The organism is Planktothrix sp. (assembly GCF_046067725.1).
Taxonomy (GTDB): Bacteria; Cyanobacteriota; Cyanobacteriia; order Cyanobacteriales; family Microcoleaceae; genus Planktothrix.
Genome location: NZ_JBJUDF010000317.1, coordinates 1 through 13,137 on the forward strand (window position 1 = coordinate 1; position 13,137 = coordinate 13,137).

8 protein-coding genes are annotated in these 13,137 nt (G+C 40.6%); 7 read left to right on the forward strand and 1 reads right to left on the reverse strand.

Features of this window, described 5'->3' with window-relative positions:
- From ACKPEB_RS19685 to glgP, 7 genes are all read left to right on the forward strand, one after another.
- A partial coding sequence (locus ACKPEB_RS19685) for an Ig-like domain-containing protein (protein ID WP_408966687.1) occupies nt 1–1,286 on the forward strand: 1,286 nt, incomplete at its 5' end.
- Between the two features lie 526 nt (nt 1,287–1,812).
- Nucleotides 1,813–3,258 carry a family 2B encapsulin nanocompartment shell protein gene (locus tag ACKPEB_RS19690; RefSeq protein WP_408966688.1) on the forward strand — a complete coding sequence of 482 codons (1,446 nt, stop codon included), beginning with the start codon at nt 1,813–1,815 and terminating at the stop codon, nt 3,256–3,258.
- A complete protein-coding gene (locus ACKPEB_RS19695; protein ID WP_408966689.1) occupies nt 3,233–5,065 on the forward strand; it encodes a family 2A encapsulin nanocompartment cargo protein cysteine desulfurase in 1,833 nt (610 codons plus the stop codon). The genes ACKPEB_RS19690 and ACKPEB_RS19695 overlap by 26 nt, the downstream gene beginning before the upstream one ends.
- Before the next feature lie 461 nt (nt 5,066–5,526).
- A complete protein-coding gene (gene cysE / locus ACKPEB_RS19700) occupies nt 5,527–6,246 on the forward strand; it encodes a serine O-acetyltransferase (protein WP_408966694.1) in 720 nt (239 codons plus the stop codon).
- Between the two features lie 246 nt (nt 6,247–6,492).
- Entirely contained in the window at nt 6,493–6,990 is a 498-nt protein-coding gene (locus tag ACKPEB_RS19705; RefSeq protein WP_408966690.1) for a DUF1269 domain-containing protein, read from the forward strand.
- A gap of 286 nt (nt 6,991–7,276) precedes the next feature.
- On the forward strand, nt 7,277–8,455 hold the full coding sequence (locus tag ACKPEB_RS19710; RefSeq protein ID WP_408966691.1) for a transaldolase: 1,179 nt from the start codon (nt 7,277–7,279) through the stop codon (nt 8,453–8,455).
- Between the two features lie 200 nt (nt 8,456–8,655).
- Nucleotides 8,656–11,142 (forward strand): glycogen/starch/alpha-glucan family phosphorylase, encoded by a 2,487-nt coding sequence (gene glgP, locus ACKPEB_RS19715; RefSeq protein WP_408966692.1) that lies wholly within the window; start codon nt 8,656–8,658, stop codon nt 11,140–11,142.
- A gap of 13 nt (nt 11,143–11,155) precedes the next feature.
- Here the strand turns inward: glgP and ACKPEB_RS19720 are convergent, their stop codons facing one another.
- A complete protein-coding gene (locus tag ACKPEB_RS19720) occupies nt 11,156–12,841 on the reverse strand; it encodes a methyl-accepting chemotaxis protein (protein WP_408966693.1) in 1,686 nt (561 codons plus the stop codon).
- Between the last annotated feature and the right edge of the window lie 296 nt (nt 12,842–13,137).

The following is a 13,137-nucleotide window of genomic DNA, read 5'->3' on the forward strand; positions in this document are numbered from 1 at the left end:
CTCTTCCTGCTGTTCGCTATAGTTCCGTAGCTTGGGCAGACTACAATGGCGATGGCAAACAAGATTTCCTGTTGACGGGTCAGACAGGTGCAGGCCGCATCTCCAAACTGTACACAAACACTACACCTTCGGATACCACCCCACCCGCAGCCAGCAGTTTCAGCCCCGTTGATAATGCCACAGGAGTTGCCGTTGGTGCTGACTTAGTGGTTAACTTCAGTGAAGCCATTCAAAAAGACACTGGTGATATTGTCATCAAGAAACTATCTGATAATTCGGTAGTAGAAACCATTGCGGTTACTAACAGTAATGTCACCGTTAGTGGTAGTCAACTGACCATTAACCCAACCAATGACTTAGCACAAGGCACAGATTATTATGTAGAAATCGCTGCTGGTGCGATTAAGGATATTGCGGGGAATAATTATGCGGGTATTACTGGTAGTAGCACTTGGAATTTCAAAACTCAGGGAACTTCCACCATTAATGGCACTGCTGGCGCTGACAACTTAATCGGCACTGCTAATCCAGATATCATTAATGGATTGGCTGGTAACGATACTCTCAATGGTAATACCGGAGCGGATACCCTAGTTGGTGGATTGGGTAATGATATCTATGTTGTTGATAATACTGGGGATATTGCCACCGAATTAGCATCCCAAGGTACAGATTTAATCCAATCTTCTGTCACTTATACCTTACCTGCTAACGTTGAAGACCTGACCTTAACCGGAACTACTGCTATTAATGGTACAGGGAATACGGTAGCTAATATTATTACCGGTAATACTGCTAATAATATTCTCAATGGTAGTAGCGGAAATGATAACTTGATTGGTAGTAGTGGTGCAGACCAATTGTTAGGTAGCGATGGCAATGACTCTCTCAGTGGAGATGCTGGTAATGATACCCTCACGGGTGGATTAGGAGCCGATAAATTTATCTACAATACTAATGCAGCCTTTGCAACTTCTGCGGTAGGTGTGGATACAATTACAGACTTTAATCTCTCACAAACCGATCAAATTGTCTTGGATAAAACCACTTTTACCAGTATTAGCAGTGCTGCGGGAACTGGGTTTTCTGTTGCCAGTGAATTTGCTAAAGTTACTAGCGATGCTTTAGTAGCAACCAGGGCAGCAGATATTGTATATAACACTGCAACCGGAGGATTATTCTACAATCAAAACGGTACAGCCGCAGGTTTGGGTACAGGGGCTCAATTCTTAACCTTAACCAATAAACCGGCACTGACAGCAACTCAATTTTTAATTCAAGCTTAGTTCTCAATTAGTTAGAAACCGGGTTTCTGGAAGAAACCCGGTTTCTGTTAGCCTTCACAGTTGTTAGAATTAATTATGAAAAATAAAAATAGATTACTTATTAAGAATATGTTAAGAAATTAGCCATTTGTTACTGATTGTAGTAGATAATTAACCCTTTTTAAAAACTATCCTAATCCGATAGGAATCAAGTTGAACGTTGATCAATATCGGGCTGAAACCCTATTAAATTGGGATAAAACCTGTGGAATGAGTCAATTGTTGATGCTTCTAAGCAGATATCTATAATTAACTTTGCAATCCTATATACAATTGTAAAAAAAATTAATATATTTTTGTCAATAAAAGCTCTGAATGCTTGGATCTTTATTCATAGATAATAGTGATTAACGATTCTGATTATTTGTTATAAGCTGTTAGTTGTCAGAAAAAGCTAGAAAAAGCTTCTAACTCAAAAAACGCCTAAAAATATTAGGTGATAGGTGGAGTTTTGGAAATTTTTTCGAGCAACAAATCGTGAGGTTATATGGTAGCAATTAATAAGAATCAAACCCGTTCACGGCAAAGTATTGATACAAAAGCAGCCCGGAATTTAGCCATTACCACAAATACCGTGCCTCAAATGGCAGGAATTACTCCTCGGTGGCTATTACATTTTCTGCCTTGGGTACAGGTACAATCAGGTACTTATCGTGTGAACCGCACCAAAGTTGTTCTCAAACCCAGCCCTAAAGTTCGAGTTAATAATAATAACGGACATTCCAGTATTTCTCCTGAAGAATTACGCACTATTCCGATGTTATCCGTCCTCGATTTATCGGATGCAGCAGCGATCGCCAATCGTTTCCAAAGCGAATCCTATCATATAGGTGAAACGATTATCCAACAAGGTCAACCTGGGGAAAAATTCTATATCGTTGTAGAAGGGAAATTGGAAGTTTCCACATCTGGCGATGAAGGAGAAAACCTGCGAGTTGCGGTTTTAGGAAGTGGAGACTATTTTGGTGCAGTGGGTTTAGCCCCAGAAGTGATCAGCCATTCAACCATTCGTACCCTCACTCCTTGCCGCTTACTAGCCCTTTCTAAACCCTGCTTTGACGAAATTGTTAGTCAGTCTCCTGACATTCGATTAAGTTTACAAAAGGCGATTGAAGAACAAAGTCGGTTAAAATCCGTTGTTAATCTTTATGGGGAAGAAAAAATTCCCGTTGTCGCTGATTATCAAGGAGAAATTGAACTTCCCGCTTCCTATATTGACTATGAAATTGAACCGCGAGAATATGATCTTAGCCTAGTTCAGAATATCCTGCGGGTTCATACCCATGTCACCGATATTTATAACGAACCCATCGACCAACTCCGCGAACAAATTCGCCTCACTGTTGAAAACTTAAAAGAACGTCAAGAATGGGAAATCATTAATAACCCTAACTTTGGCTTACTCAACTCGATTTCGCCCTTAATGCGGGTTCAACCTCGCTATGATGTCCCGACACCCGATGACCTGGACGAACTGTTAACCCGGGTTTGGAAAAAACCCGCCTTCTTCTTAGCTCATCCCCGTGCGATCGCCGCCTTTGGGCGGGAATGCACTCGTCGGGGTGTGCCACCTGTCACCGTAAATTTATTCGGATCTCCCTTCATTACTTGGCGAGGCGTACCTTTAGTTCCCTGCGATAAATTAGAAATCAAAAGCTACAATGGCAACCTCCAAGGCCCTGGTAAAACCAATATTCTGTTAGTGCGAGTGGGCGAAAAAGAACAAGGGGTCGTCGGTTTGCATAAAGTCGGGATTCCGGGTGAACAACTTCCTAGTTTATCTGTGCGCTTCATGGGAATTGATTCCCAGTCCTTAGCATCTTATCTGCTCACCCTCTATTTCTCCTGCGCGGTCTTAACCGATGATGCGATCGCCGTTCTGGAAAACGTCGAAGTGGGATACTACCATGACTATCAATATGTCAGAGTCTAACGGCAAAAACCTCGATCATCCGTTTGATGTTCTCAGGGTGGCAACCTTGGCAAATCAGTTTTATACGGCCTTACCCGTTGAAAACCAGATTGCTCCTGTGACTGCCCCTCAGTCGGCAACGCCGACCCAGCCGCCCCAACCCCAACCGGACAGCAGAGGATCAGATGTTGGTGGAGTCGTATTTCTGGGTAGTGCAGCACCCAGCCAAGTGTTAACGGAAGCCACCTTAACCCAGATGGCGAAACAGTTCACGGCAATGCTGTTACCGACTCAACCCGAAACCAGTTTCAAACAAGCCTTGACCCCGCTAGAACCCATCACGACCGCCTTGCCAGCCCCGGATGTTACGTCCGAAGCCTTCAATCCGGTTCCTAAAGAGTATTTAACTGAGATTCCTTCTTTGTCACCGATCGCTCAACCTGATGCTGAAATTCCAAATACGGCAAATCTACCGATTAGCAACTTTGATTTAAAAGGTGTGTTTACAGAGATTAAAGCTCAGAATACTCTGGCTTTGACCCAGGAAACGGATCAACCGTCCTTTTATTTTCTCTCTAGCTCAACGGTAGAAAACCTGGGGTTAGAATCAGGGGAACCCTTTGATGTTCAGGCGATTCGCAAAGACTTCCCAATCTTGCACCAAAACGTCAACGGTAAACCCTTGATTTGGATGGATAACGCTGCAACGACTCAAAAGCCACAAAGCGTTATTGATAGTTTATCGCGGTTCTATCAGCGAGACAACTCTAATATTCACCGCGCCGCTCACACCCTAGCCGCAAGGGCAACGGATGCCTATGAATCCGCCAGAGAGAAGGTACAACGGTTTTTAGGAGCGAGTTCAGCCTCGGAGATTATCTTTGTGCGGGGGACAACGGAAGCGATCAATTTAGTGGCTCAAACCTATGGTCGCAAACACATTGGTGAAGGAGATGAAATTCTACTTTCCACCCTGGAACATCACGCCAATATTGTTCCTTGGCAGATGTTAGCCCAACAAACCGGGGCTATCATTAAAGTGATTCCGGTAAGCGATCGCGGTGAGATTCTCTTGGAAGAATATGCTCAACTCCTCAGCCCTCGAACTCGCTTAGTGGGACTAACTCAGGTGTCTAACGCCTTGGGAACGGTTCTTCCCGTGCGGGAAATGACTGAAGTGGCACACCGTCATGGGGTTCCCGTGTTGGTGGATGGTGCCCAAGCGGTTTCTCATTTTCCTGTGAATGTTCAAGACATCAATTGTGATTTTTATACCTTGTCTGGTCATAAACTATTTGCACCAACGGGTATTGGGGCGCTGTATGTCAAACGGGAAATATTAGAAGATCTTCCTCCTTGGCAGGGTGGAGGGAGCATGATTCGCAGTGTTAGTTTTGAAAAGACGGTTTACAGCGACCCCCCAGCTAAATTTGAAGCGGGAACTCCCAATATTGCGGATGCGGTGGGACTGGGAGCAGCCATTGACTATATTACTCGCCTGGGAATGCACAATATTGAGCAGTACGAACACAAGCTCACCTGTTATGCCACAAAACGCCTTGCGGAAATACCGGGTTTGCGTCAAATTGGCACGTCCCCCCATAAAGTTAGTGTGTTATCGTTTATTTTCGATGATATTCCGGTGGAACAAGTGGGTCAACGCCTTGCTCAAGAAGGAATTGCGGTTCGCGCGGGTCATCATTGCGCCCAACCGACAATGCAACGTTATGGTTTAACGGGTACAGTTCGACCGTCTCTAGCGTTCTATAACACTTGTGCAGAAATTGACACTTTAATAGAGGTTTTACAAACCCTGAGATTTCGTTAAACCCTTGTAGAATTCGATCCCCCTTTTTTAGCAGGGCTGTTTCATTTTCCATTGTCAACCCTAAGACCTAACCCCCCAGCCCCCTTCCCTGCAAGGGAAGGGGGAGCAATTAATATTACTAAATACCATTTCTTATTTAAGAGTAACAGAAATTCTCCCCTCTCCTTGCAGGAGAGGGGTTGGGGGAGAGGTCATAGAGGAATCTACCTTGAGAACGAAACAGCCCTGCCTGTTTTAGGGGGATTTTGAAATATTTTACTCTTCTTAAAAACAGGGTTATTCTTCAGTCTTTCTTAGTTCCTTGATTTGTTTTTTTCTGCAAAAATCTCCTGTTCCTTACCTACCGAAAAACCGCTATTATGTCTAATTCCAGTTTGCTCAATACCCCTCAAAAAAACTCGGCAATTCCCAGCCAACATTCTGATAGCTTGCCCAATAAAGCCAATGTTTTTCAGGTGTTAATGGCAGATTTACAAACCATTTACCAACGTGATCCGGCTGCCCGCAATTGGTTGGAGATCCTATTTTGTTACCCGGGATTACAAGCACTTTGGTGGCATCGCATTGCCCATTATTTACATCATTGGGGGATTCCATTTTTACCCCGTTTTCTGTCTCATCTTAGCCGTTGGTTCACAGGAATTGAAATTCATCCAGCAGCTAAAATTGGGAAAGGAGTTTTTATTGATCATGGCATGGGGGTTGTGATTGGAGAAACCGCAATTGTTGGGGATTATGCTTTAATTTATCAAGGGGTTACTTTAGGCGGAACCGGAAAGGAAAAAGGCAAACGACATCCCACATTAGGTCATCATGTAATGGTGGGGGCAGGCGCTAAATTATTAGGTAATATTTATATTGGGGATCATGTTCGTATTGGTGCGGGTTCGGTGGTGTTAAGGAATGTTCCCAGTCATTGTACCGTTGTGGGTGTTCCGGGACGCATTACCCGTAATTCTAAAGACACTGATGATTTACAATTATCCGATCATTTACCTGATCCTGAAGCTAAGGTCATTCGGAATTTGTTTGAACGAATTAAACTTTTAGAACAGGAATTAGACACTTTAAAGGCTTTAAATTCTGTGACGGAAGTTCCCGATAGCTTGCAACAAGATCCCCTCGCTAATATTCAGGCTAACGAAATTATTGAAGAATTTCTGAATGGCGCAGGGATTTAAATCAATTCCTAGACACCGGGTTTCTTTGTTAAATCCCTTGTGAAAAATTAAGATGACTTTAGAGTTCCTAGAAACCGGGTTTCTTTGTTAAATTCCTTGTGAAAAATTAAGATGACTTCAGAAACCCGGTTTCTGTGAGTCAGCAAAATCTTCCTTGAGAAAGATGTTGAATTAATATTTTTTATTAGAAGCCAAAAAAGAATTGTATGCTAAACTATTAAAGACTAATTTTATGATTGATACACCATGAGTGACTTAATTGCGATCGCTTACGATGACGAATACAAAGCCGAAGAAGTGCGTCTAACCTTGATTAAATTACAAAAAGAACATTTAATCGAATTAGAAGACGCTGCGGTTATTGTTAAAAATGCGGAAGGCAAAGTTAAACTAAAACAAGCGGTTGACTTAACCACTGCGGGTGCTGTGAGTGGCGGCTTTTGGGGTTTATTAATTGGAACTTTATTCCTGAGTCCAGTTTTAGGGGCTGCGGTTGGGGCTGCGGCTGGGGCTGCTAGTGGCGCATTAAGTGATATTGGCGTTGATGATAACTTTATGAAATCTTTAGGGGAAACCTTGAAACCCGGAAGTTCTGCTTTGTTTGTGTTAGTGCGGAAAGTTACCCCGGATAAAGTGTTAGACGAAGTGGCCCCCTATGGAGGTACGGTGTTAAGAACCTCCTTAAGTAAAGATGAAGAAGCCCAATTACAAGAAGTTCTCACCAGTCGAGGCGTGAGCGTCTAAATCGAACGGGAATAGATACAATTACCTAAACTGTTTTTGAGGGTGCGTCCAACCACCAAAACGCACCCAATTTTAATCAATCCTAATTTTTTTATAAAGATTAGCCTGAGAGTTTTTATTATCGTTTATAATCATAAAAATTATACTCAAAATTGTCACAATTCTCTCAGAATTAAAACATTGAGTAGACTATCGAAAACGCAAGATTTGATATACTGTAGTTTAGCATTTATATTAAAATAGCCGACCGTTAACGGTTAACAACCTAAATAAAGGACGGAAAATAATGGGACAAACTCTACTCGAACAATTACGGGAAATGACCGTTGTAGTGGCAGATACGGGAGATATCCAAGCCATTGAAATGTACACCCCCAGAGATGCAACCACCAACCCTTCCTTAATTACGGCTGCTGCCCAAATGCCTCAATATGAGGAAATTGTGGATAATACCCTTAAAAAAGCACGTGAGGAGTTAGGGAAAAGTGCTTCCCCTTCAGATGTCGCCACTTTAGCCTTTGAACGGTTAGCGGTTTCCTTTGGATTAAAAATATTAGAAATTATCCCAGGGCGGGTGTCAACGGAAGTGGATGCTCGGTTATCTTATGATACGGAAGCCACCATTGCGAAAGGTCGTTATTTAATTGAACAATATGAAGCCGCAGGAATTTCTCGGGATCGGATTTTAATTAAAATTGCCTCCACTTGGGAAGGAATTAAAGCCGCAGAAGTTTTGGAAAAAGAAGGGATTCATTGTAATTTAACCCTTTTATTTGGCATTCATCAAGCGATCGCTTGTGCCGAAGCAGGGGCTACCTTAATTTCTCCATTTGTAGGGCGGATTTTAGATTGGTATAAAAAAGAAAGCGGACGAGATTCTTATCCCCCAGAGGAAGACCCTGGTGTATTATCTGTCACCCGAATTTATAATTATTATAAAAAATTCGGCTATCAAACAGAAGTGATGGGGGCAAGTTTCCGTAATATTGGGGAAATTACCGAGTTAGCGGGTTGTGATTTATTAACAATTTCTCCGGCTTTATTAGAGGAATTACAATCCACAGTTGGTGACTTACCCCGTAAACTGAATCCTGAAACTGCTACAAACTTTGAGATGAAAAAAATCTCCATTGATCAAGAAACGTTCAACCGAATGCACGCCGAAGATAAAATGGCATCAGAAAAATTAGAAGAAGGCATTAAAGGATTTTCTAAAGCTTTAGAAGCCTTGGAAAAATTCTTAGCTGAACGTTTAGCTCGTTTAGAAGGAGAAGAAGTTATTAGTCATGCGGCGGAAGATATTTTCCGCGCCTATGATTTAGATGGAGATGGTTATATTACCCGTGAAGAATGGTCAGGAACCGATGCCGTTTTTGATGCCTTAGATCAAGATAAAGATGGTCAAATTACGGTTGAAGAAATGGCGGCGGGTCTGGGAGCATCTTTCCATTTAGCCACCGTTTAAGTCGTCAAAACAATATAGAGACCTTCCATAGAAGGTCTCTACGTGGCGCGTCTCTGTATCCCCTAAAAACCACATTTCTATACTCCCAGAACATATATTCTACAACGGTACTTTTACCGATGACTGATGCGCCATAACGCTTTATTATCAGAAAATCGATTTTCAACAATCTCTACCCTTACGGGTAATTTTTTGTGAATATGAATCCAGTGATTCCCGATTCTATTTTAAATCATCTCCTGGCGGTTCCTCCTCAAACAAGATTGTCTTTAGAGGAGTGGCAACGAAATTTTGTCGCTAATCTTCTTGATCTTCAAGGTCAATTCCCGACAACAGCAACGCCCCAAGAATTATACCAAGCTTTAGCTTATACCGTCCGACAAGTTTTAATGCCGAATTGGGTGAAAACGATTCAAACCCATTCTCAAAATAATATTAAAAAACTTTGTTATTTTTCCACCGAATATGCGTTAGGATGTCATCTGGGTAATCATCTGATTAATTTGAACCTGTGGGAACCTGTAAAACAAAGCTTAGAAGCCTTGAATTTAAAATTAGAAGATTTAATTGAACAAGAAATTCAACCGAGTTTAGGTTATGGAAATGTTGCCCAAATTCCGATTGATCAATTAGACTCCCTTTCTACCTTAAATATTCCAGCCATTGCCTATGGAATTCGCTACGAATTTGGGGTTTTTGATCAAGAAATCCATCAAGGTTGGCAAGTGGAAAAAGTCGATAAATGGTTAAGGTATGGAAATCCTTGGGAAATGGCTCGTCGTGAAGCCACCGTTGAGGTGCAATTAGGCGGTCATACTGAAGCCTATTATGATGAGCAAGGACGTTATCGAGTGCGTTGGATCTCCCATCGTCGGATCAAAGGAGTGCCCTATGATACGCCAATTTCCGGTTATCAAAGCCATCAAATTAATACCTTAAGATTGTGGAAAGCAGAACCGATTGTTTCTTTAAATTATCAAGATTTTAATATTGGAGATTATTATGGAACCGTTCAGGGAAAACCTTATGTTGAATTACTTACAAAAGTCTTATTTCCTCATGATGATCCGATTCAAGAAAAACAACTGCGGTTAGAACAACAATTCTTTTTTGTCTCCTGTTCTCTTCAGGATATGATTCGGAATCATTTAGCGGTTCGAGACACCTTAGAAACCTTTCATCAATATTATACCGTTCAACTTCATGATACCACCAGTGCGATCGCCATTGCGGAATTAATGCGATTATTGATTGATGAATATGGCTTAGACTGGGAAAAAGCTTGGTCAATTACCCGACAAACCTTTACCTATATAAACCCAACACTATTACCGGAAGTTCAAGAAAAATGGGCTGTAGGATTATTAGGCAGTTTATTACCGCGTCATTTAGAAATTATCTATGAAATTAATAATCGATGGTTGATTAATATTCGCAGTCAATATCTAGGGGATTTTAATAAATTAGCTCGATTATCTTTAATTGATGAAACGGGAGAACGCTATGTGCGGATGACTCACTTAGCTTGTGTGGGTAGTTATGCCATTAATGGAATTTCTATCTGGCAAACCGAAGGATTAAAACAAGGGATTATTCCTGATTTTTATGAATTATCCCCGGAAAAATTTAAAACCATTAGTAGTGGAATTACGCCCCGGCGTTGGTTAGTCTTAGCTAATCCTCATTTAACTCAATTAATGAGTTATAAAATTGGAGAGGGTTGGATTAAAAATCTAGCCGAATTGCAGCGTTTAGAAGGGGAATTAGAACAAGCAGAATTTCGTTTAGCTTGGCGTACAGTTAAACAAGAAAATAAAAAAATACTGGCAAATTATATTGAAAATAAATGTAAAATCACTATCAACCCTGATTCTATTTTTGATATTCAAATCGAACGAATTCAGGAATATAAACGCCAACATCTGAATATTTTGAAGATTATCACCCTTTATAATCGAATTCGCAAGAATCCTAAAGGAGACTATGTGCCCCAAACCTTTATTTTTGGAGGAAAAACAGCCCCCGGTTATGTGATGGGGAAATTGATGATTAAATTAATTCATGCGGTGGGTCAAGTGGTTAATTCCGATCCCATCATTGGCGATCGCTTAAAAGTGGTGTTTATTCCCAATGTCAATTTAACCTTAAGTCAACGAATTTATCCCGCCGCCGATGTGTCTGAACATTTAGCAATGGCGGGGAAAAAAGCCGGAGGACTTGCGATTTTAAAACCAGCCATAAATGGGGCGTTAACGATGGGAATTGTGGATGGTGCGAGTGAAGAATTACGTCAAGCAGTGGGAGAAGACAATTTCTTTGATTTTGGCTTAAGTTTATCAGAAACCGAAGCATTAAAAGCGAAAGGTTATAATCCTTGGAGTTATTATCATGGAAATGAAAATCTGCGAGAATGTATTGATCAAATTGCATCGGGTTATTTTTCCCAAGGCGATCCAAATTTGTTTAAAACCTTAATCGATGCTTTATTATATCACGATGAATATATGGTTTTTGCGGATTATCAATCCTATCTGGATTGTCAAGATTTAGTCAGTCGAACCTATCGAGACTGGGAAAAATGGACGAAAATGTCTATTTTAAATGTGGCGCGTTTAGGTCGTTTTTCTTCTGATACCATTGTCCAGAATTATTGCCAAAATATTTGGCAGATTGCTTCGGTTGAATAACGGGAAATTTTTGTTAATCATCAATTAACAGAAATAAAGCTTTCTCAACCTCTTGAAGACCCAATTTCGTTTCACTAATTCCGGTGGCGGTTTGGGTCATTCCTTGATTGAGAACATTCATAGAATCAATCACCTGTTGAATCGCTATTTCTTGCTGTTTATAGATCAGATAAATTTCCTGACTCATCTGAACAATACTGTTAATTTCTTGGGTGACATGGGTGAACGTATCAGCCGTCAATTCAGCATTTTTAACTCCTTGATAGACTGTATTTTTTCCTTCACTTGTTGCGATTACTGTTGAATTAATAGAACTTTGAATTTCATCAATTAAACTATTAATTTCCTGGGAATATTGTTTACTTTGATCCGCAAGTTTACGAATTTCTTGGGCAACGACACCAAATCCTTTCCCCTGATCTCCACTATGAACGGCTTCAATGGAAGCATTTAACGCTAACAAATTGGTTTGATTAGCTAAGTTGGTAACGGCAATTGTAATGTTGCTAATTAAAGTGGTTTGTTCACTTAAGCGCATAATTTGTTCAGCAATTTTCCCAACTTTATCCTTCAAATTTGCCATATCGGTTAAGGTGTGATTAACGACATCTTTACCCATTTGTGCTAAATTTAAGACTTTTTTTGCCGTATCCGCAGCACTTTCTGCCTGTTTTGCGGACTGTTGGGAAGAATGGCCTAACTCATTCATGGTGGTTGTGGTTTGATTGACCGCCGCCGCTTGTTGGAGTGCCATTCGCTCTTGTTGTTCTACCGTTTTAGAGAGTAAGGTTGAAGAAGTTGCCAAAGTATTGATAACAATTGTTTCTTGGCGATAGGTTTGAACATAATCTAAACTTAACCCAACAAAGGGAACGAAGTAGGCAATAATTTTGAGAAAATGACCAATATTAAAATCGTTATCAAATAAGGCTGTAGACCCAAAAGTCATGTGCATTTGGGTGACAACGGAAGGAATGGTACTGACCACTAAAGCATAGGAAAATAAACTGGGATATTGTTGATAACAGCGAGGAAAAATGAAGATTCCACAAACCATAAATAACAATAAAGGGATTAAATCCCAAGGCCGTTTGATCACCGCATTCGGAAAGATAGTTTGCGGCAAATTCTGAGCATTAACGGCAATATAAATAATAGTAGATGCCAGCAATCCAAAGCAGAGAATTGCCAGAATGACAACTTTAAAATTTCCTCGCCCTTTTTTCGGTTTAATAATTAAGACGGTTGCTACCCCTAAAATTAAAATTACAACATTAAACAGGCGACAAATTGCCCAGGTAACAGGAGTGAGGGCTTGACTATCAGCAACCCCTTCAATCATTCGATCGGCTGCTAAAATATGGAAAGCATCCATACTGCCTGCAAAAAATAAAGCGACCCCAATAATGGGAGTGACGACATCTCGCTTAATGGCAAAGTGAACAAAGGATAAAATCCCAGTAAAGAATGCGGTACAAATGGCTACCCATTCTAAGACGGTATGGGTAAAGCTTCCTAATAAAGTATGGTATAACTGATCCAGAAATTCAGAATCACTGACACTTCCTAAACTAGATAAATTTAAGGGATGTGGGGGAGAAGCAAAACTGATACCGAAGAGATTGAGCAGGAAGGGTAGCACACAGATTGCTATTACTGCATAAACATATCCTGTGGGCAGCCTAGTTTCCTTAACCATAGTGATCTGAATTAATGGATATCTGAATTCATAAACTTTTTATAAAATGTACCATATTATGTTCACAATGAGCAATTTTTCAGAATATTCTTTGATCAGGCTTTTTACCGACGGATAGGTTCATCTTAAAGCTCAATTAGAAATTTGTATAGACTCAGATGAGCGAACCTATAACAGTCATCAACTGTCAAAAAAGCTGTTACAAGAGAGAAAAGTTTATTGAACCGCATAAAAAATTAGAAAAATCTTTAAAAAAAGTAGCGTTGGCAAAGAATGAAAACCCGTATAAACAAAAA

Coding starts and splice junctions, on each gene's coding strand:
- ACKPEB_RS19690 (WP_408966688.1), top strand. CDS start 1,813: ATGGTAGCAATTAATAAGAATCAAACCCGTTCACGGCAAAGTATTGAT.
- ACKPEB_RS19695 (WP_408966689.1), top strand. CDS start 3,233: ATGACTATCAATATGTCAGAGTCTAACGGCAAAAACCTCGATCATCCG.
- cysE (WP_408966694.1), top strand. CDS start 5,527: ATGGCAGATTTACAAACCATTTACCAACGTGATCCGGCTGCCCGCAAT.
- ACKPEB_RS19705 (WP_408966690.1), top strand. CDS start 6,493: ATGAGTGACTTAATTGCGATCGCTTACGATGACGAATACAAAGCCGAA.
- ACKPEB_RS19710 (WP_408966691.1), top strand. CDS start 7,277: ATGGGACAAACTCTACTCGAACAATTACGGGAAATGACCGTTGTAGTG.
- glgP (WP_408966692.1), top strand. CDS start 8,656: ATGAATCCAGTGATTCCCGATTCTATTTTAAATCATCTCCTGGCGGTT.
- ACKPEB_RS19720 (WP_408966693.1), bottom strand. CDS start 12,841: ATGGTTAAGGAAACTAGGCTGCCCACAGGATATGTTTATGCAGTAATA.